We start from the raw sequence: 20426 nt of genomic DNA, 5'->3' as shown, positions 1-20426 counted from the left end.
TCAGGCGTTGGAATAGCGCTCGGTTTCCGGCATCCAGCGCTCAATTAACGCTGCCGCCTGTTCGGGGTAGCGTTCATGAATATGGCGTGCGAGGCGCTGAACTTCGGGGATCATGGCCTGATCGCGCAGTAAGTCTGCCACTTTGAATTCGGCGTTACCCGTCTGGCGCGTGCCCAGCAGTTCACCCGGGCCACGGATCTCCAGGTCTTTTTGCGCAATCACGAAGCCGTCGTTGCTGTCGCGTAACACCTGCAGGCGCATTTGCGCGGTTTTAGAGAGTGGGGCTTTGTAGAGCAGCACACAGTGCGATGCCACCGCGCCACGTCCCACGCGGCCACGGAGCTGGTGGAGTTGTGCAAGCCCCAGACGCTCCGGGTTTTCAATGATCATCAGGCTGGCGTTCGGCACGTCCACGCCCACTTCGATAACCGTTGTGGCAACCAGCAGATGAAGCTCACCCTGTTTGAATGACTGCATCACCGCCTGTTTTTCGGCGGGCTTCATGCGTCCGTGAACCAGCCCAACGTTCAGCTCTGGCAGCGCCAGCTTTAACTCTTCCCACGTTGCTTCTGCAGCCTGTGCTTCCAGCAGTTCAGACTCTTCAATCAGCGTACAAACCCAGTACGCCTGACGCCCTTCGTGTGTGCAGGCATTGCGCACGCGGTCAATGATATCGCTGCGCCGCGTGTCCGGAATGGCGACGGTCGTGACTGGCGTACGGCCTGGCGGCAGTTCGTCGATGGTGGAGGTATCCAGATCGGCATAGGCGGTCATCGCCAGGGTGCGTGGAATTGGCGTGGCGGTCATGATCAGCTGATGCGGATGAAAGCCCTGCTGCAGACCTTTTTCCCACAACGCCAGACGCTGGTGCACACCGAAACGGTGCTGTTCGTCGATAATCACCAGCGCAAGGCCGTTAAACTGCACCTGTTCCTGGAAAATAGCATGCGTGCCGACAATCATCTGCACATCACCGCGGGCGATGGCATCCTGTTGCGCAAGGCGCGCTTTGCCCTTTTGCTTACCGGCGAGCCAGCCCACTTCCACGCCAAGCGGGGCGAACCAGTTGCGGAAATTGTTTGCGTGCTGTTCGGCCAGCAGTTCGGTCGGTGCCATCAGTGCCACCTGCTTACCGTGAGCAATCGCGCGCAGGGCGGCCAGGGCGGCAACCAGTGTTTTACCGGAGCCTACATCACCCTGTACCAGGCGCATCATCGGCACATCAAGCGCCATATCACGTTCAATCTCAGCGGTCACACGTGCCTGTGCGCCGGTCGGCTTAAACGGCAGCGAGGCCAGCAGCTTATCTTTGAGCTCATCACGCTGGCTGAGCGGCTGGGCATGAAAACGCTGCGCGCCCGCGCGAAGTGCCAGCATGCTCAGGTTATGAGCCAGTAATTCCTCAAGGATAAGACGCCGTTGGGCGGGGTGTTTACCGCTTTCTAAATCGCTAAGCTGCAGTGACGGTGGTGGGCGGTGCAGGGTGCGCATCGCTTCCGGCAGGCTCATCATCCCCTGTGCCAGCTCAGGCGGTAACAGTTCGGTAATGGCGCAGGTATCGAGCAGCTCCAGTGCCTGGTCAGTGAGCTTACGCAGTGTCGCCTGCTTGATCCCTTCGGTCGTCGGGTAGACCGGGGTGAGCGTCTCCTGCAACTCTGGCGTGCTGAGATCGCCCTGCACGCGGTACTCCGGGTGGATCATCTCTGCGCCATATTTGCCGCGTTTGGCTTCGCCATAAGCCAGTACCCTGCGGCCCGTGGCGAGGCTGTTTTTCATCGCCGCGCTGAAGTTGAAAAAGCGCATGGTGAGAATGCCGGTGCCGTCGCTGATCTGGCAGGTCATCATCCGGCGTCCGCCGAAGGTGATGTTGCAGTTCAGCACTTCGCCTTCAACGGTGGCGTAGAGTGCAGGAAGGAGATCGCCAATCTTATACAGCTGGGTGCGGTCTTCGTAACGCAGGGGGAGGTGAAGCAGGAGATCCTGTAGGGTGTGCAGGCCAATTTTGGCCAGTTTACTGCTTTGCGCCGCACCCACGCCCGTCAGCGTATTGAGCGGTATGGCATCCAGCAGGCGGCCTTTCATGTTTTATCCTGCGTACTGCATGGTAGACCACCACTCTGCATCGGCTTCGATTTCGCCCTGCGCATTGACGTGGGGGTAAGGTAATTTTTTCTGCTTCGCGACGCGAGCCAGTACGGGATAACCGCCTTCAAACAGCAGGCGCTGTTGTTCGTCTTCCGGCAGCATACTGTTGCTGCGCTCGTACATCCCGGCGTTCTGACGCTGGCGCTGCGCTTCATACAAGATGAGCGCAGAGGCGACGGATACGTTCAGGGATTGCACCATACCGATCATCGGGATGATGATGTCCTGATCTGCCAGCTCCAGCGCTTCCTGAGTGATCCCGGTTTTTTCCTGACCCATCAAAATGCAGGTCGGGCGGGTATAGTCGATCTCACGGAAATCCACGGCTTTGTCGGAAAGGTGGGTTGCAAGAACCTGCATACCGCGATCTTTCAGATGTGATACCGCTTCACCGATGGTTTGATGGCTTTTGACAGAAACCCAGCTGTTACTGCCCGCAGCGGCGGACACCATCGTACGCATGCGAGTGCCCGTCCAGACGGCGTGGACTTCATGCACGCCGACGGCGTCTGCGGTACGGACAATAGCAGAGACGTTATGAGGTTTATGGACCTGCTCCATGCAGACTGTCAGGTCAGGCTGACGCCTGGCGAGCATTTCGCAGATCCGCTCGTAACGTTTTGAATTCATTAATCTAGTTTCGGTTTCGGGTGACTTTGATAACATCCGGCATGACGCGGATCTTGCGCATAATGTTCGCCAGATGCACGCGGTCACGGGCGGTCAGACGAATAAAGGCGCTGTACACGCGGCCATCTTTTTCTTCCGTGTTCAGGCTCTGAATATTGGAAGACGCCGTATTGATTGCCGCCGTCAGGTTCGCCAGCGCACCCTGGTGGTTGAACATATCCACCTTAATTTCGGCGATAAATTCCTGCGCTGTCTCTTTATCCCACTCGACCGCCATAAACTTCTCAGGCTCTTTCTGGTAGCCACGGATGTTACGACAGGACTCGTGGTGAATAACCAGACCTTTGCCTGGGCTGACGTGCGCAATAATTGGGTCACCAGGAATTGGACGGCAACATTTTGCGAAGGTGATAAGCACCCCGTCCGCGCCTTTTATCGGCAGGTGGCCGTGGCCTGGTGTTGTTGCCGGAACCGCAGAGGTATCGCCCTGTTGCAGGTTCTTCGCCACCACCACGCTCATGGCGTTGCCGAGGCCAATCTCTGCCAGCAGATCATCAAGCGAAGCGAGCTTCATACGCTCCAGCTCACGCTGGATGTTTTCTTTCGGGATTTCAGCCAGCTTACGGCTACCACCCAACGCGTGGTTGAGCAGGCGGCGTCCCAGGCTGACGGAGTCATCACGCTTGAGGTTTTTCAGCAACTGACGGATTTTAGCGCGCGCTTTGGAGCTCACGACAAAGTTCAGCCAGGCCGCGTTCGGACGTGCGCCCGGTGCGGTAATAATTTCCACCGTCTGACCGCTGGAGAGCGGCTGAGACAACGGATAAGGCTGTCTGTCGACGCGCGCACCCACGCAGGCATGGCCGATATCGGTATGCACGGCGTAAGCGAAGTCGACCGGTGTAGCACCCGCAGGCAGTTCGACAATGCGCCCTTCTGGGGTGAAAACGTAAATCTCATCCGGGAAGAGATCGGATTTAACGCTCTCGATAAATTCAAACGAGCTACCCGCACTCTGCTGCAGCTCCAGCAGGCTTTGCATCCAGCGCTGGGCGCGGATTTGTGCAGTAGTGCTGCTTTCGCTACCGTGCTCTTTATAAGCCCAGTGCGCTGCGACACCCATCTCTGCCATCTGGTCCATGTCTTCGGTGCGGATTTGCACCTCAACAGGTACGCCGTGTGGCCCGATCATCGAGGTATGCAAAGATTGATAGCCGTTCGCTTTTGGAATGGCGATGTAATCTTTAACGCGCCCCGGACGCGGTTTATACAGGCTGTGCATCTGGCCCAACACGCGATAACAGGTATCGGCGTCATGAACAACCACGCGGAATGCGTAGATATCCATAATCGAATGGAAACGCTGCTCTTTGAGCACCATTTTGCAGTAGATGGAGTACAGATGTTTTTCGCGACCGCTGACGCGGCACGGAATTCCCGCTTCCTGTAAACGCCCTTCGATTTCAGAGAGGATCTTTTGAATCATCTCTTTGCGGTTACCACGTGCGGCTTTCACCACCTCTTTAATCACGCGATAGCGGTTCGGGTACAACGCTTCAAAACCCAGCTCTTCCAGCTCGGTTTTAATGTGATGGATACCTAAACGGTGCGCCAGCGGACTGTAGATTTCGAGGGTTTCACGGGCAATGCGGCGACGTTTATCCGGGCGAAGTGAGCCCAGCGTGCGCATGTTGTGGGTACGGTCAGCGAGTTTGATGAGAATGACGCGGATATCCTGCACCATCGCCATAATCATCTTGCGGAAGTTTTCGGCTTGCGCCTCTTTCTTGTCGCGGAAATTCAGCTTATCAAGCTTAGAGACCCCTTCCACCAGTTCGGCAACGCTTTTGCCAAACAGCTGTTCCATGTCCTGATAGGTGGCGGGGGTATCTTCAATCACGTCATGCAGCAGGGCAGCCATCAGCGTTTCGTAGTCGAGTTTCATCTCGGCCAGAATACAGGCCACCGCTACCGGGTGCGTGATATAGGGTTCACCGCTTGAACGTGTCTGGCCCTCGTGAGCGTCACGTGCAACGAGATACGCCTGCTGGAGACGCTTAATCTGGTCTTCCGGCAGGTAGTGTTGAATCAGTTGATTCAGGCTTTCAAACAGATACAAGGGCGACCCGCAGGTTTAATTAACGACGACCTTCAGCAATGGCGGTTACGGCCTGCAGTTCTGCGGCTTCCTGCTCTTGCTGCTCCTGGCGCTCACGCACGTCGAGGATCTGGTTGTTGATCAGACCTTCTTCGATTTCGCGAAGTGCAATAACGGTGGTTTTATCGTTTTCTTCCGGTACCAGCGGATCTTTACCGCCTACCTGCATCTGACGAGCGCGACGCGCGGCGACCAGCACCAGGTCAAAACGGTTACCAATTTTCTCTACAGCGTCCTGAACAGTTACGCGTGCCATACTTAAAATGCTCCACAGGTGAAGAAATGACTGGGCATGATACTGAAAGTGGGTTCAGTCTGCCAACAGTTTGGTGATTAATGCGTCATGTCGCTGCTTCTGGCGGCTCATACGCAGGCGTTCTGCGCGAAGAATGGTTTTGAGATCGCTCAGCGCGGCATCAAAATCATCATTCACAATAAGGTAATCATATTCCGCGTAATGGCTCATTTCTGCAACTGCCTGTTCCATACGCTTCGCGATCACTTCTTCGCTGTCCTGGCCACGGCCACGCAGACGGCGATCCAGCTCGTCTTTCGATGGCGGTAAAATAAAGATACTGCGCGAATCAGGCATTTTCTTGCGAATCTGCTGTGCGCCCTGCCAGTCGATATCCAGGAACACATTCACGCCTGTTGCCAGAACCTGCTCAATGGTTTCACGCGAGGTACCGTAGTAGTTACCGAAAACTTCCGCGTGTTCAAGAAACGCATCTCTGCTAATCATCGCCCTGAATTCGTCGTGATTCACAAAGAAATAGTGTTCACCGTGCACTTCACCCGGACGCGGCTGACGCGTGGTGTGAGAAACAGAAACCTGTGTGTCGTACAACGGTTGGGTTTTTAACAGTGCCTGAATAAGGCTGGATTTACCCGCGCCACTAGGGGCAGAAACAATATAAAGCGTGCCTTGAGCCATGAGAGTCTTTTGTATGTGTTAGCGAAGAAGTCCTACATACGGGCTTATTATACACGTCACCGCTGTGTGACGTAGCCTTTGTCACACTTTTTCCCCTGGATTATTGAATTTTGCGTGCCGTTTTCAGGTTTTACCTGCGCTTTGCAGCAACAAAAATAAACCCTGGATAGCGTCTCGCAGAATGAAATGTTGCCGTTAGCGTTGTTTCGGACGTCGGGGTATACCTCCTGCAACGTAAAGGAGGGGTAGCAATGTGGCGATGGATAAGCGGGTTACTGCTGTTGTGGTGTGGCTATGGTGTGGCGGTGTGCCCGGTGTGGTCACAGGCAAAAGCAGAGAAAGAAATTTCGGCGTTAAGCGCGCAAATCAAACGCTGGGATGATGTCTACTGGAAACAGGGCGTGAGCGAGGTTAATGACGAGGTTTATGATCAGCTTAACGCACGGTTAAAACAATGGCAGCACTGTTTTGGCAGTGAGCTTTCCGGGGAAACACTTCCCGCACTGGCGGGAAGCGTAAAACATCCTGTCGCCCATACGGGGGTGCATAAAGTGGCGAGTAAAGATGAGCTTCGCCAGTGGATGCATACCCGGCGCAACCTCTGGATGCAGCCCAAAGTGGATGGCGTGGCAGTGACGCTGGTGTACCGCAACGGAAAGCTCATCCAGGCCATCAGTCGTGGTGATGGGCTAAAAGGTGAAGACTGGACGGCGCAGGTTCATTTAATACCTTCAATACCACAAACCCTGGCCGGAACGCTGGCGAATAGCGTGCTTCAGGGCGAGCTTTTTTGGTTGCGCGACAACCACATCCAGCGCCAGATGGGCGGGATGAATGCACGCGCAAAAGTGGCGGGTGCGATGATGCGGCAAACGGATAATTCGCTTCTGAGCCAGATCGGCGTGTTTATCTGGGCCTGGCCGGATGGGCCGAAAGAGATGCAGAACGCGCTGGCTGAGTTAGCAAAAGCAGGATTTACCCTGACGGCACGTTATACCCAACCTGTAGTGTCTGTTGATGCTGTGGAGATGCAGCGTTTAGCGTGGCAAACCACCGCGTTACCCTTTGCCACGGATGGCATTGTGGTGCGTTCTACTGATGAACCACCGGGTGAAGGCTGGTTACCCGGGGAGGGAGGCTGGGTCGTTGCGTGGAAATATTCACCTGTCGCACAGGTGGCTGAGGTGAAAGGGATCCAGTTTACTGTGGGGCGAACGGGAAAGGTGTCCGTTGTGGCAACGCTGGAACCGGTGCAACTGGATGATAAGCATGTGCAGCGGGTGAGTCTGGGGTCGGTGGGGCGTTGGCAACAGCTGGATATTGCTCCTGGCGATCAGGTGCTGGTGAGCCTGGCCGGACAGGGGATTCCCCGGTTTGACAAGGTGGTCTGGCGTGGGTCGGACAGACAAAAACCGCAGCCTCCGGCCTCTGATTATCATTCGCTGACCTGCTTTTATGCCTCGCCGGACTGTATGGCGCAGTTCTTTGCCCGGCTGACGTGGCTCAGTTCAAAACAAGGGCTGGGTATTGAAGGGTTGGGGGAGTCAGGCTGGCGGACACTTCACCAGGTACATCATTTTGAGCATATCTTTTCATGGTTGTTATTAACGCAGGCGCAGCTTCAGGCCACGCCGGGTTTTTCTGCCGCACGCGGGTTAGCGCTCTGGCATCGTTTTAATCTGGTGCGTGAGCAGCCCTTTATCCGCTGGATCACGGCGATGGGGGTTCCGCTAACCAAAGCGACGCTGAATGCTGCAGGAGGGCTGTCGTGGCAAGCGATGAGTCAGCGAAATGCCGCTGACTGGCGTGCTTTACCGGGAACGGGAGAGGAGAAGGCGCGGCAAATCGTGAACTGGATCCACGCGCCCCAGGTTGATGTGCTGGCTAAGTGGCTGGCTGAACAGCACATCAACGGGTTCTGACATCAGTGCGCGCTGTGTTTGTAGTGAAAAACGGGCAGCCCGAGCTTCAGGCGCAGCGCCAGCATACGGGCCGTAAAGCCGAACAGCAGCGTGGAGATGACCACCACATCGTGGTTAGAAACATAATGCTGCAGGGCGATATAGAGCACGGCAGCGGCAAAGGAGATACCAGCATACAGTTCCTTCTGGAAAACCAGTGGAATACGTTTGCAGAACATATCGCGCAGCACGCCGCCAAACACCCCCGTTACCACCGCTGCAATAGTGGCGATAACCGGGCCTTCACCCATATCGAGCGCGATTTGTGCGCCAATAATAGAAAAGACAATAAGACCAAGTGCATCAAGCACCAGGAACAGACGACGCAGGTGTGGCATAACGGGAGCAACAATGGTGGTTAATACAGCGGCAGTTGCCACGATAATGACGTATTCAGGGTTTTTAACCCAACCGAGCGGGTAATGACCAAGCAGGATATCGCGCACGGAACCGCCGCCCAGTGCGGTCGCTGTGGCAATAATAATCACGCCGAAGGTGTCCATACGGCGACGTCCGGCTGCGAGTGCGCCGGTCATGGCTTCTGCGGTGATACCAATGAGATAAAGAATGTGAAGCAGCATATAACCTCCGGTGTGAAGGCGTTGAGGTTAGCGATTTGTGCGCACGATCACGATTGAGTTTTTCTAAGGTAAACGATTAAGGATTAATATTTATAATGTGTTTGTTTTGTTTTTATTTGTCTTATTTCTATGTTTTATAAAGATTAAATGACATTAAATAATGTCATTTCGACAAGTGTTTGTTTTGAGTTTTACTTATAAAAACTAATCTTTTAATGCAATGCGTTGTGGGAGTTGCTCACGTAAGCGATCGACAGCCATGCGAACCTTCAGCGGCAGCCAGCGCGTTTTTGGCCAGACGGCATGAATAGGAAGCCGGACACCGGCGGTGTCAGGAAGGATCTGAACTAAGCGTCCACTGTGCAGGCGTTCGTTAATGAGCCAGTAAGGAAGCCAGGCAATGCCGTCCCCGGCTTCTGCGGCGTCGGCAATGGCGTCCAGATCGTCCATGTAGAGCCGCCCTTCAGGTTTGAAACGTTCGATTTGACCATTGATGGTGAGCTGCCATTCCAGCGGTCTGGTTTTGTTCAGGTAAAAAATAGCCTGATGCTGCATAAGTTCATCTGGTGAAGCCGGGGTGCCATATCGGGCGAGATATGACGGTGCTGCACACAGGCGCATGTCGTGCCAGGAAAGTGGGCGGGCAATGAGGTCGGTGCTGTCTTCCAGCTGGCCGTTACGCACCGCGAAATCAAACCCTTCATCCACCAGATTAATCACGCGATCGCTGAAAGAAAGCTCCAGTACCAGCTCGGGGTGCTCTCGTGCCAGTTCCAGTAAAACCGGGGCGACGCAGCGACGTCCGAACAGTACGGGCAAGGAGACGCGTAATTTACCGCGCAGGATCTGTTTGCCGCTTTCCAGAAGTGCTTGTGCTGCCTCCATTTCGCTGTGCGCGCGGTGGGCATGTTCAAGCAATAGCGAGCCTTCAGCCGTTAGCGTCTGGCTGCGTGTGGTGCGCAGGAATAACCTGACACCCAGCCTGCTTTCAAGCCGCGCGATGCTCTTACCTACGGCAGAACGCGACAGGTGTAGTCGCTCCGCTGCCCGGGCAAAACTACCGCTTTCAACAACTTGCAGGAAAAGGTCAATACCATCAAACCGGTTAAGCATTGTCGCTCCTGAGGCACCAATATGAGGAAAAAGTATCAGCACTGGTGAGTAAATTGCAACGCTATCCTTGTGTCATCTGTCAGACGACACAGGAAGAAAAAGATGAAGTACTGGACAATGCAGTCAGCCGGGCGCGACAACCTTATTCTGGATACACAAGCTCAGCCAGAACCGGGGCCGTTTGACGTCCGGGTTCGTGTTAACGCGGTTGCACTGAACTACCGTGATAAGTTGATTGTTGAGGGGGCAATGCCTGCCGTTTTTCCGCTAACGCCTGCGTCAGATATGGCTGGTGTTGTTGAGGCTGTTGGTGAACAGGTGAGCCGCTTTCAGCCTGGCGACAGGGTCATTTCCTCTTTTTCGCCCGACTGGATAGACGGTAAACGTCCCGGCAGCGCAGTCGAACCCCACGGGGCTGCGCTCGGTGGTGCCTATCCTGGTATGCTGGCTCAGCAAATTGTGGTGAACGAAAACTGGCTGGTGGCTTCCCCGGAGAGTCTCAGCGATATCGAGGCCAGTACGCTGCCCTGCGCAGGATTAACCGCCTGGTTTGCCCTGGTTGAACAGGGGCAGTTAAAAGCCGGAGATTCCGTTCTGGTTCAGGGGACAGGCGGTGTGGCTCTGTTCGCCCTGCAAATTGCCAAAGCGCAGGGGGCAACGGTTTATGTCACCTCTTCCAGTGACGCTAAACTGGACCGCGCGAAAGCGCTGGGGGCTGATTTCGTCATAAATCGTCATCAGGGTGACTGGGTGGAACAGGCGTTATCGCTGAGCCGTGGTCGGGGCATCGATCATGTTGTGGATACGGTTGGTGGCGGTAACGTTGCACACTCTGTCGCCGCCGTTGCTCCCGGAGGAAGGGTTTCGTTGATTGGAGTGTTAGAAGGAACAGAGATTGGTGTTCCTGCCGTACCGATGTTAATGAAATCTGCCGTGATTCAGGGCATTGGTGTTGGGCATCGCCGGGCATTAACCGATCTCGTCCGGGCGGTAGATGCGACACATCTGAAGCCTGTTATCGACAGTACCTGGACGCTGGAACAGCTACCCGAAGCGCTGGCTCACCTGGAGAGTGGCCCATTCGGTAAGACTGTGATTACGCTATAAAAAAGCCCCGTCAGGGGCTTTCAGAGTGGATCTGTTTGTTGAGTAGGCGGTTTAAAGCCGCTTAGTTGCTGGTTTTTTGGTAATGCGTTTTTTCATTAGGTACACCCTTGTGTACACCGTAAAGTGATGTGCTTAAAGGCTGCGTCTATTTTTTATCCAGCTTCTTGGCGGCAGATTCTAATTGTTTGATGCTTTTTTCCGGTGCGGGTAGATTCTCTGGCATTGTCCCGCCTAGCTCCTGGATTGTTTGCCTAACTTTCCTGCCGACCTCGAAGTGAGTTTCATTAGCTTTTTGCTTCGATTTAACATTATCTCTGCGGAGCTTTTCTTCTGCCTGAGTCGCTCGGAACAGGTTGGCAGCCAATTCGGTAGAACCCATGTGATCGAGTATCTTTTGGCTCTTTTTAAGCCCTTTTCGCTGATGGATAGCCTTTTGGTCTAACCCGCCATAAAGCCCCTTGTATCCGTGATTCTGGAAGATTGCAAAGTCCAGTGTTGTTTCAACACCAGCTTGTTGTGCTGCCTCGACCAATTGTTTATTGTGCTCTTTTAGTTCGTTCCTGAGAAAAAGGCGTTTCTCATCTTCGCGGAGTCGCTTGAACGTCTCATCGTCAGCCAGTTCCTGCCGTCTGGTCTGTATTGCAAAGTACGTTTGTCCCGCTGCTATAACGGGTTTGGTGGGGTCTCCGTTTTGAACGACTAAGTAGCAAGCGTACCGGGACAGTCTTATATCCTTTAGCTCCCTTTGCGCACCTGAACCAATTTTGACCATACCGAGGACATCCTCGAAATGGTCGTCAACATTGTGCCCACTGTTAAGGCACGCTTCTTTTGCTCGTTCTAAAACAGGAGTGAAATGACGATACTCTGAGTAATCCAGCAACTTTGCTAGCTCTCGTGCTGACCAATATTCCGATCCTTCGTCATCAACCTGCTTGATCTCTTCGAAAGGCTGGTGGTGCTCGTTCATTGCTCACTCCATGTATTAGCTTGATGTTTAAGGATGGCGGCTATCATTGCCGCTAATGGTAACGGCAAGACTCAATATCTCACATCCTGATTAATGTATGATAGAGGTATCCCACAATAAGGAACCTGCCAGCCATGAGAATGACCAGCCGCAAAAAAGAGATACTCAGTTACTTTGAGCCGGATAACCTCGAGTGGATATCGGGTGAGATCGGCGCTCCGCCACTCGATGTGTCGGGCGTGGCCTACCTGCTTCACGGCATGGGATCGTTCGATAAACGACACCAGCTCGAATCAACCCGCCGCACGCTCGAAAGCATGGTTGCCGGTGGACTGCTTGAGCGAATGACAGTGTATGAATCGCGGCAGGTACGGCGCGGCGGTGAAACCAACGCAACGGTCGTGCGTTACGGTTTACCCGGTCAGTGCGCTGTTATGCGCGATACTGGCGGCGCTGATAACGCAATATCAGACGAATATATGCGGGTCAGTTAAGAGCCTGCAATCTGTCGTTGATGCTGCTCAGGTCGTAAACCCGGCGCTCAATATCCAGCATCAGGAAATTGTGGATCTCGGCCTGTTGAGGATTATCAGAATCTCTGGCCTGTAAGAGCAATTCATTGTATCCATGCAAACCACCTGAGTTTTTCGCCGGGGTGGTGCCTTTCCCGCGCAGACAGCCAATGGGCTGCTTACTAGTATCGTGTGTTTGCTTCTCCAGCACAACGAGGCAATCCCACCAGTCGCCAAAGTCATACGTGTAAACCAGCCTGTCACCCTCATTCTGGAGCGCCGCCCATAGTGGCGTGATTGCCGCGTTACCCATGCTTTCATCCTCACCCCATACGCGATACTCGCTACCGGGATCACCTTTACGACCTTTCTCGAACATATACAGATGTTCGTCATTCCAGCCAAAAGCCAACTGGATCACCGCGTGAAGTTCACTAAAGGGGATTTGCTCTGGAACCAGCACACGCCGCCATATTGGTGGTTTGCTGTCTCGGATGGTTATCTTTAGCTGGTACATGCAAATCCTGAATAAATGCGAATCGGAAGGATAACGATACTGACGCACTCACAATTCTGTAAAGGTGAATAAAGGTAATTTGCTTAATACGCATAAGTTACATGCGGAATAATCCCGTATCTACCTGCGCGGCGCTGGCTTCCTCCATTGGTAGGCGGGTGATCGCATCATTTCGCGGAATTTGTCACGCCGGGCTATATTGGCATTAACTGAGCGTTCTATCTCCCGTTGATCTGCCGGGGTTAGCTGGTGGCCTTCGTGCTCCAGTTTGGCGGTGGTCAATAAAGCTATTTCGCGTGGTGTCATACGTCATACCCTCTGGAAGGATGAAACACGCCCGGATTAAATTTTATTTTTCGCGGGTATAAACATTCGATGAGGCGGGCAGTCCGTAAGGCTCAGGGTTGCAGAGATTTGGCCTCCCCCTCCCGGTGATAGTTTATTGCTTGATGTGGACGGCTTGCTATATTGGCGGCGAATGCAAATTGTCGCAGAAGTCTATCCCGTTCCCTGACGCCCCGTGCGGGCGTTTTGCTTTTACAAAGTCAGGCCAATGCCTCTGGCTGCTTTCCCCGTCTTACGCTCAATCACGCCCGTGATTCTATCTACTACCGGACTGAATGCCTGCCAGTAAGCCATCTCCATTGCTGACAACTCTGCCCGCTTCCTGTCAAACGTAGCCCAGCGCATCCCCTTTGGTTTCGGGAACATGCGAATGTCATTAAACAGATTATTGGTAAGGTCATTGTTGCCCCAAATCGCGTATCGCTGCTGGCGTATCTTCATGCGCATCCTGTCCAGTCTGTCGGCACTCTGGCTTTTATAGTGAAGTTTCCAGCACGCCCGGCAGCCAATGTCTTTCTTGCCGATATACAGCTTTGCAGCCCGTTTCATACAGTGGGGACAAATGTACCATTCCCGCACGCCATACCCGGCTTGTGTGGTCGTGGTTCTGATTGCCCGTGTAACGCCGTTGATTGTCATGGCGTAGCTGTCGGCTTGCCGGAAGGTATACAACGTTCCGCTTTCGGTCTGGGTATAAAGCTGCGTACCCGGTTCAGCATCCGCCAGCCTGCTACGCATGTTCGCAAGGAATGGCAACCCTATACGGGGCAGGTCGGTGGTATAGCTGCGCGTTCTGTCTCTCACTGGCTGGCCTCCTGCGAATTACTGCGCATTAACTGCGAACGGTGCGCAAATTGAATACGAAATAATATGCGTATTTTGCTGTAAATTGCGCACCAATTTTGCAATTTCACATCAATAAAGCCAGTAACCGCGCGGGGTTGAGGATGGTTTGCGCATTGGTATCCGTTTCGTTTTGCGCAGATTTTTTGTGAACTGCGCAATTCGCAATTTACTGCGCCCAAAACCTTATCAAAACTTAGCATATCCGTGGCGCTACCAACTGCGAATGGACTAACCTGCGCCAGTAATATCAGTCCTCTCCGCTATTTTGCGAATTCGCATTTCGTTGTGCGCAATTTACTACGCATTCGCAATGCCGCCGTTAGAATTCGTCAGATGGTACGCACGCTGAATGCGCAGTTTTGCTGCGTACCAGGCTGCGTACTGCGAACCAGTGGCGCGAACCAGAATATTTTGGACGACCTAAATCGCATTATGACTTCCAGCCCGCGACTGGCGCGGGTTTAGCGCTACGAGGGTTTAAAATCCGTCAAGAACAGTCCAAAATTTACAGCCGTTTTGGTGCGAACTTTACTGCGAACCATCACCTCCTGCTGGTGGCCTGCCATTGTCTCTTACCACCATTGATCCGGAAGGCGTTACCATTCGTTGTGGTATGGGGCTGGGGATCTGCCACAAGCCGCCCGTATGCAGAAATCTGTGCTGTCACGTTTAGTCCTCTTGCTAAAACATCTCGGTCTCGGTGTTTTTACTTAATAAGCGTTCTAATTATTTGAGTAATCGAATAAATAACCAAAAGCTCAGCAGATACCAGAACATATGCAACATAACCTCGCCTTGCCCAACTGGAATGAAAGAAATCTCTGGCATGATGCTGAATGCGGCTCACGATCCAAGTTCCAACACCACATAGTGCCGGAGCTATAAACAACGTGAGGAGCCATATACCTATATCCAGACCATTCCTGACGATGTAAGCCAGCGGAACAGCAAAAAGAAAAGTTAATCCCGTATTTCCTAACAGTATGTCTTTAAGTGTGTTTTCAACTAATTTCTGTACATTTTCGTTCATTACATCCCCTGGTCGTCAATTTGGTATACATAACAGAAATATTGTTGGTTCAGTTGGTTCAGTTGGTTCAGTTGGTTCACTGACCGCCAGCCCGCACCAGCACTGGTTTTTGCTGAACCAACATTGGCGATTTGGTGTTGGTTCAGCGGAGCTTTCTGTTGGTTCACTTCCTGCCAGAGTGAATGCCCTTATCAAAACATGTTGGTTCAAAACGGGCATTTGTTGGTTCAGCGTTGGTTCAAAATGAAAATAAAAGCTCTTATAAAACAAAAAGATTTATATATTGAACCAACTGAACTAACTGAACCAACACCATTTTTACACATGTGAGAAATGCTATTCCTCTGGCTCGTCGTAATCCTCAGGTCGGAAGGTCAGGACATAAACGTTAATCTGTCGCCCGTCGATACGCGGTGATTTACGCTGATAACCACGTCCGCTGGCTGGCGGTTTCAGCATCCCGGCATTTTTCAGAACTTCGGCGAACTGTGTCGGGTTAAAGTTCTGCGCGATCTCCTTTTCGAATGCGCCGCGAAAGGTGTAGAAGATTACAGGGTCACTGTCGTGGTTCCCCTTCTGACGATACCCCGCCAGATCCTTAACGGGCATGTCGGCAGAGCTGTAGGGGAACGGCGCGAAACGGCTGAACCCATACGCATTAAGAAACGCCTCCGTCTGCTCAATAATCTGCTGGTGCTCTTTGTTCCCCGTCCCGAACTCACGCAACCATGCATTGTAGCTGTGTTGAATGGCATCACGGCACGTCTGAGCATCCCATCCGGTGACAACGCCGCCCAGCAGTAACGCTGCCTCCAGAATGGCAAAACGTGCGGCCACGCGGTGAACCTGCTCGCCATAGTCGGCAGGAATAAGACTGCGCCAGCGGGCTTCACACTCACGAACAGTATCAATTGCCTGCTGTTGGTGGTCTGCCAGCCACTTGATCCACTCCCGCCCTGCAGCGCCGTGATTGTGCTGGTAAGCGTCTTTTAGCGCGTCGGCGTGTTGTTTGCCGTTCTGGTGGTCATGGAAGCGTACCGCCTTACTCAGCGGGATATTCAGCAGGCGCACCAGTTGCCCGGCTTTGGTCTTGCGTCCGGTGGTGGCAATGAAGGTTTCCAGGTCCATTTCCCCGGTACTGATCGCCACGGTGCGCCAGCGTTTTAAATCCCGGTTGCCGCCTTCCTTCGCCCCCTGCAATTTCCCCACGCCGTTAAACAGCGCATAGGCAGACTGTGACACGCTTACCGGGTCTGCTCCCTGTCCGACTTCATCCAGGGGCATCAGCCCGTCATTGTGTGCTGCGGCTTCGTTTGCCAGCCCCAGCGCCGTGCCGTACCACGTCAGGCGCAATAAGTCCGGGTTGCCGTACAGACTGCTGGCGACGTTCGCTGTGGTGGTCTTACCCGCGCTCGACTGTTCATAGAAGTGAATCCCGAACCCATCAGCACCCGCCAGCCCGATTAACGGGGCTGCCAGTGCGGCGGCAATGCCTGTCATCATCGCGTAGTTACCGTATGCCAGCCGCGCAACACTGTTACGCCAGCTCTCTGAGGTTCCCGCCACGGTGTACCCGGCAGCGGCAGAACTGCGGCCACTGAATAAAACGGGTTGCGCAGGTGCGCCGATTATCTCCCCGTCCGGCATGATGTATGCCCCGCACTGCCAGCCAGTAGCGTGAGCAACACGCCACAATTCACGGGAGCCGCTACGCTGTAGCCAGTCGGCCAGAATCGCCCGTAAGCTGCTTTTCGTTGTGACATTAACCCCGCCCGCTTTCAGGGTACGCCAGCCTTCGCGCTCCCCGATATCAGCTAGGGGGATAGCCGCTGTTGTCGGTATGCCTGCGCCAAAGGCCAGCCAGCGCAATATCAGATACTGATCCTTGTCGTCCCGCCCGGTGCCGATAACGTCCATCGGTGAGGCCAGCCAGCTTTCATTGTTGATAATCTCGCCGCTTTCCTTGTCCACTTTAGGCGTGATCCAGTAAACGCCATCTTTGCGGCTCTCAATGCGGGGTTTTAGCGGGTCTTTCTCTGGCTGGTCAGTTTTACCGCCCTCAATGGCCTGTAGTCTTGGTTTCACGTATTCCCCCTGCGGCTGGTACATCGAATCGTTAAACGCAGCCGTAGCGATTTCCAGCCCGTGTTGCTGGTGGTAGTCGTTCCAGTCGGCTTTATAGTCTGTTGGCGGTACAGCAACCCAGCCCGTGACGTCAAGCGCAGCCTTTTCTGCGGCATCCATTCCGGTATTGGGTTTGTCGTCCAGTCGGTCGTTATCCGCCGCAATGATGATTTGCGCCTGTGGGTGCTGCTGGCGCATCTGTATTGCGACGGGTAGCAGGTTGCCAGCGTCTATGGCACACACTGCCAGCGCATCAGGGCGCATCAGGTAAGCGGATAAAGTCGTTGCCAGCCCTTCGGCAATGATCACCTCCTGCGGCTGTTTCGGTGTGTTTACGGCATGGTATGCCCCGCGCTTTGCTGAACCTGTCAGGAGGCGCTTTTCTCCCTGTGGGGTGATGGTCTGTGCGGCTGCCACTGCGCCGGAATCACCCACCAGCTCAAGCAGGATTGAACCATCAGGCAATAGCGGGAAAGTGAACCCGTCCAGCCCCTTAGCAATCAGGTATTCAGATTCGCCATGCGTGACGCTCTGGCGCATTCCGGCATATAGACGGGCAAACGTAGCCCGGCGCTGCTCTGCGTCCTCTGCTGCCCGCTGCTGGCGCTCCTGCTCACGTTGCTGGCGTTCGGCTTCCATCTGCTCCCTTCTCTGGCTGGCTACTTTCTGGTCTGTTTCTGCTGCCCGGTAATCAATACCCAGCACATCAGCGGCGAGCTGCGCCGCCTCCGTGGTTTCGCAGTGGTTAACCAGCTTAATCAGGTCTAAGCCGTCGCCCGCGCCACACTGGTTGCAGATAAAACTACCGCGCCCGTTATCATCGAACCGGAAGCGGTCTTTGCCGCCACATGCCGGGCAGGGGGCGTGCTTACGTGGCGAATCGGGAACGTCGATATTCAGGCCAGCCAGCACATGAGGCCAGTTGTTCGCGGCGGCGCTGGTGACTTCGCGGATAAGGTCGATATTACGCATTCTTACCCCCTGCGACGGTCGCACCCATGTCGGCGGTCATATCGCCCCACGCCTCTAATCCCGCATCAGTCAGCCCGCCAGCATCAACGCATCGTGACAGGTACGCTATCCCGATACTTTCCCACTGAGCCGACTGATAATGCTCTTTGATTGCTTCCAGCGCGTAGCCATCCACAAGGTCGCGCATTCCCTTTACGCCGCCCAGAATGTTCACGCGGACGGACTCGCCGTCCGCATCAATCACGAAATACTCGCCGCCGCTGGTGGCGGTGATATGGTCATACAATGCCGCTGCGTACTGGTTAGCCAGCGCATTCAGTCGGAAGTTTTTGGTAATCATGTCGCCCCCTCAGTGCGCCGCTGGCATTTCAGGCCAGCCGTTTTCATCCAGATCAGCAATGAAGTGATCGTGTAGCTCTGCCAGCGTTTCACGTCCGAACGGAGTCAGCTCGCCGCGCTCCGCATCCAGCATGGCGCGGTAGAACACAATCGCGTTCTCTGTTCCCTGCTCAATGCCGTAGCGCTCAATCATTGCGCCCTCGATGTTGTTCGCCATCGCCAGCCGTTCAGCAAACGGGTAAACCACAATGCCCGCTGTGCCATTGGAGTAAATCGCCACCTGCGATAATGTGCCGTCAGCCTCAGTAACCGTGGTGGTGCCGTTCTCGCGCTTCATCTCAGAAACGAACGTCGCAGCAATCAACCAGCGCCACATAGTGACGTTATGCTGCGCGGTGAAGTCGAACCAGCCACGCGCCCCGCCGTCAGCCACTGCAAAATGCAGGGTAAATCCTTCATCGGGGATTTCGTCATACCTGCCGCTATCGAGATGAGTTACCGCGTCTGAATAGGGAACAAGGCAAACATGCTCATACATTCCGGCATCATTGCGGGTCATGATATTGACGCCGTGTGGTGTGGCTTCGGCATGGAATAAGTCGGGATTAAAGGTCAGTACGTTGCTCATGCTTTATCCATCGCTTTTAAGTCCATGCCAGCCAATTCATCCTCTGCTGAATCCATCAATTCGGGGATACCATCCAGAAGGGAAATGATTGCGCCAATTAAGTTAGCCGTGCCGCTATCGTTTTTATTCGTCGCTTCAAGCCAGAGAGATAGGACTTCCTGCGCCTGTTGGATACGGCAGGTTGAATCGGCTAGGGATACTTTGCTCATGCTGCCACCTCCAGACGGATACGGCCTGCAAAGAAACAGACGTGATCCCGCGCCAGAGTGCGGCGGGCTTCGCGCTCAGTTTCAGCAGCAATGTGATGGATTTTGGCGGTAATTGTCGGCATATCGCGGCGAACAGCAGCGATTATCCAGATAAATTGCGGATTTTGGGTAGGGGTAGTAGCCAGCATAGCGGCAGCCTCCATTCGATTTGGGATTAACCCACCACCGAAGAGACCAATCTTGCTGGTGGTGGACTGCGCAGAGTTGGTCTTACCGGCTCGAATGGTCACCGGCGCTTCCGAAGAAGCCCCCACGCAGCCCACCATAATTTTGCGAGCGACACGGATGATACCCGTACCGCTGAAAAAGAGGCGTACTGAGCTAACGACACAAAAAAAGACGCTAGGCGCGTCGTATGTCGCCATTCGATTTACCGGGAGACCAATCCCGGCACCAGATTTCGCTGGTGCGCTATAACCATAAACCGGGTTGGCGATAGTCGGCAAGCCCTTTTTTATGGACTCCAGAAACTCACCTTCGCGCACGCGCGTACTGGTCTCGAAACTCTCCTCGTCACCACGACGAGAAAATGAGGAGCTGGCATTAGCTGGCACTGTTATGCCAGCTTTACCCTCATGCGCGTACGCGATCCCGCGCAAGGCATACATCAGGCCAGCCAGGGGAAAGGCTCTTTTCTGGACGGCGGGCATTAGTGAACCTCCGGCAATTGAGGCTGATATTTGCGCCATAACTCAGCTTCTTCGGCGATAAGGCGGGATTTCTCACCTTTGCAGGCTTGCAGGTCTTTACCGCGCTTGCTGGCCTTCTTGTCGTAAGCTGCTTTGCGTTTGCTGTGGTCGTTCAGGAAGGCGAACGGCACACCATAGGAGCCAGTTTTACGAATAGACGGGATAACCTCGCGGAATACCCAGTTAGTGAAACGATGTGCGAACGTTCCGGCGGTGCTGGCCTTCCGGCTGCGGGCGATCAATTTGTAAAAGCCCGATTCGCAGACGGTACGCATATCCTGCAATCCACCGGGGGTGGGTGTTAAACACTCCCCCTTTTCATCGGCATCTAATCGCCGTAATGCGACTTTGTGATCGGCTATTTCTAGTGCCTCACAAACGTCTTTGGCAATAAACCACGGATCGCCGTCCATATTGACGATGCGAACTTTGATGCCCTCAAACCGAATAACGGAAATATCTCCCTCGACTGCATGAGGAATAATTTTCTGGGTAACGCAGGATTGTGGGGCGGCCTCCGAATTGAATCGGCTTTTTTCGATAGTCATATTTTCGG

Annotated in this window: 22 protein-coding genes; 3 read left to right on the top strand and 19 right to left on the bottom strand. The window is 54.0% G+C overall.

Annotated features, from left to right (window positions below; translation table 11 throughout):
• Genes recG through gmk form a run of 5 tightly spaced genes read right to left on the bottom strand, consistent with a single transcriptional unit; the run spans nt 1 to nt 5867 of the window.
• The gene (recG, locus tag HV318_RS13275; protein WP_182273130.1) at nt 1–2082 is read right to left on the bottom strand and encodes an ATP-dependent DNA helicase RecG; all 2082 of its coding nucleotides are present in this window, start codon (nt 2080–2082) and stop codon (nt 1–3) included.
• Between the two features lie 3 nt (nt 2083–2085).
• Nucleotides 2086–2775, bottom strand: coding sequence for a tRNA (guanosine(18)-2'-O)-methyltransferase TrmH (gene trmH / locus HV318_RS13270; RefSeq protein WP_182273129.1), 690 nt, complete (start codon nt 2773–2775; stop codon nt 2086–2088).
• Nucleotides 2776–2779: 4 nt separating this feature from the next.
• Complete coding sequence (spoT, locus tag HV318_RS13265) at nt 2780–4894, bottom strand: bifunctional GTP diphosphokinase/guanosine-3',5'-bis pyrophosphate 3'-pyrophosphohydrolase (protein WP_182273128.1); 2115 nt, start codon at nt 4892–4894, stop codon at nt 2780–2782.
• Nucleotides 4895–4913: 19 nt separating this feature from the next.
• Nucleotides 4914–5189 carry a DNA-directed RNA polymerase subunit omega gene (rpoZ, locus tag HV318_RS13260; RefSeq protein ID WP_000135058.1) on the bottom strand — a complete coding sequence of 92 codons (276 nt, stop codon included), beginning with the start codon at nt 5187–5189 and terminating at the stop codon, nt 4914–4916.
• 54 nt (nt 5190–5243) lie between these two features.
• Nucleotides 5244–5867, bottom strand: a complete 624-nt coding sequence (gene gmk, locus HV318_RS13255) for a guanylate kinase (RefSeq protein ID WP_182273127.1) — start codon at nt 5865–5867, stop codon at nt 5244–5246.
• Between the two features lie 251 nt (nt 5868–6118).
• Between gmk and ligB the strand changes: the two genes are divergently transcribed.
• Nucleotides 6119–7789, top strand: a complete 1671-nt coding sequence (ligB, locus tag HV318_RS13250) for an NAD-dependent DNA ligase LigB (protein WP_182273126.1) — start codon at nt 6119–6121, stop codon at nt 7787–7789.
• A gap of 2 nt (nt 7790–7791) precedes the next feature.
• Here ligB and HV318_RS13245 read toward each other — a convergent pair whose 3' ends face one another.
• On the bottom strand, nt 7792–8409 hold the full coding sequence (locus tag HV318_RS13245) for a trimeric intracellular cation channel family protein (protein ID WP_182273125.1): 618 nt from the start codon (nt 8407–8409) through the stop codon (nt 7792–7794).
• A gap of 204 nt (nt 8410–8613) precedes the next feature.
• Nucleotides 8614–9522: a LysR family transcriptional regulator gene (locus tag HV318_RS13240; RefSeq protein WP_182273124.1), complete on the bottom strand. Its 909-nt coding sequence runs from the start codon at nt 9520–9522 to the stop codon at nt 8614–8616.
• Nucleotides 9523–9624: 102 nt separating this feature from the next.
• Here HV318_RS13240 and HV318_RS13235 point away from each other — a divergent pair, with 102 nt between their 5' ends.
• Entirely contained in the window at nt 9625–10629 is a 1005-nt protein-coding gene (locus HV318_RS13235) for a zinc-dependent alcohol dehydrogenase family protein (protein WP_249421805.1), read from the top strand.
• 145 nt (nt 10630–10774) lie between these two features.
• Here the strand turns inward: HV318_RS13235 and dinD are convergent, their stop codons facing one another.
• A complete protein-coding gene (gene dinD, locus HV318_RS13230; protein WP_047721498.1) occupies nt 10775–11599 on the bottom strand; it encodes a DNA damage-inducible protein D in 825 nt (274 codons plus the stop codon).
• Between the two features lie 134 nt (nt 11600–11733).
• Here dinD and HV318_RS13225 point away from each other — a divergent pair, with 134 nt between their 5' ends.
• The gene (locus tag HV318_RS13225) at nt 11734–12093 is read left to right on the top strand and encodes a hypothetical protein (protein WP_182273123.1); all 360 of its coding nucleotides are present in this window, start codon (nt 11734–11736) and stop codon (nt 12091–12093) included.
• Here the strand turns inward: HV318_RS13225 and HV318_RS13220 are convergent.
• The 11 genes from HV318_RS13220 to HV318_RS13175 form a co-directional block, all read right to left on the bottom strand.
• The gene (locus HV318_RS13220) at nt 12086–12628 is read right to left on the bottom strand and encodes a plasmid pRiA4b ORF-3 family protein (RefSeq protein WP_182273122.1); all 543 of its coding nucleotides are present in this window, start codon (nt 12626–12628) and stop codon (nt 12086–12088) included. The two genes, HV318_RS13225 and HV318_RS13220, sit on opposite strands and share 8 nt — an antisense overlap.
• A 120-nt stretch (nt 12629–12748) precedes the next feature.
• Nucleotides 12749–12934: a hypothetical protein gene (locus HV318_RS24205; protein ID WP_072059368.1), complete on the bottom strand. Its 186-nt coding sequence runs from the start codon at nt 12932–12934 to the stop codon at nt 12749–12751.
• A 231-nt stretch (nt 12935–13165) separates the two neighbouring features.
• Nucleotides 13166–13777, bottom strand: coding sequence for a hypothetical protein (locus HV318_RS13215; RefSeq protein ID WP_047721952.1), 612 nt, complete (start codon nt 13775–13777; stop codon nt 13166–13168).
• A gap of 748 nt (nt 13778–14525) precedes the next feature.
• Nucleotides 14526–14849: a hypothetical protein gene (locus HV318_RS13210; protein WP_182273121.1), complete on the bottom strand. Its 324-nt coding sequence runs from the start codon at nt 14847–14849 to the stop codon at nt 14526–14528.
• Complete coding sequence (locus tag HV318_RS13205; protein ID WP_182273120.1) at nt 14849–15016, bottom strand: hypothetical protein; 168 nt, start codon at nt 15014–15016, stop codon at nt 14849–14851. The genes HV318_RS13210 and HV318_RS13205 overlap by 1 nt, the downstream gene beginning before the upstream one ends.
• A 169-nt stretch (nt 15017–15185) precedes the next feature.
• Nucleotides 15186–17945 carry a TOPRIM and DUF927 domain-containing protein gene (locus tag HV318_RS13200; RefSeq protein ID WP_182273119.1) on the bottom strand — a complete coding sequence of 920 codons (2760 nt, stop codon included), beginning with the start codon at nt 17943–17945 and terminating at the stop codon, nt 15186–15188.
• Complete coding sequence (locus HV318_RS13195) at nt 17938–18285, bottom strand: hypothetical protein (protein ID WP_182273118.1); 348 nt, start codon at nt 18283–18285, stop codon at nt 17938–17940. Before HV318_RS13195 ends, HV318_RS13200 begins: the two co-directional genes overlap by 8 nt.
• A 9-nt stretch (nt 18286–18294) precedes the next feature.
• Nucleotides 18295–18912, bottom strand: coding sequence for a hypothetical protein (locus HV318_RS13190; protein WP_155020673.1), 618 nt, complete (start codon nt 18910–18912; stop codon nt 18295–18297).
• A complete protein-coding gene (locus HV318_RS13185; protein ID WP_155020672.1) occupies nt 18909–19121 on the bottom strand; it encodes a hypothetical protein in 213 nt (70 codons plus the stop codon). The genes HV318_RS13190 and HV318_RS13185 overlap by 4 nt, the downstream gene beginning before the upstream one ends.
• Nucleotides 19118–19870: a host cell division inhibitor Icd-like protein gene (locus HV318_RS13180; protein WP_249421804.1), complete on the bottom strand. Its 753-nt coding sequence runs from the start codon at nt 19868–19870 to the stop codon at nt 19118–19120. The genes HV318_RS13185 and HV318_RS13180 overlap by 4 nt, the downstream gene beginning before the upstream one ends.
• Nucleotides 19831–20418: a BRO-N domain-containing protein gene (locus HV318_RS13175; protein ID WP_182273117.1), complete on the bottom strand. Its 588-nt coding sequence runs from the start codon at nt 20416–20418 to the stop codon at nt 19831–19833. Before HV318_RS13175 ends, HV318_RS13180 begins: the two co-directional genes overlap by 40 nt.
• Nucleotides 20419–20426: the final 8 nt, after the last annotated feature.

This window comes from Enterobacter sp. RHBSTW-00901 (assembly GCF_014103115.1).
Classification (GTDB): Bacteria; Pseudomonadota; Gammaproteobacteria; order Enterobacterales; family Enterobacteriaceae; genus Enterobacter; species Enterobacter cloacae_P.
This window is presented reverse-complemented; position numbering and strand designations above follow the sequence as displayed.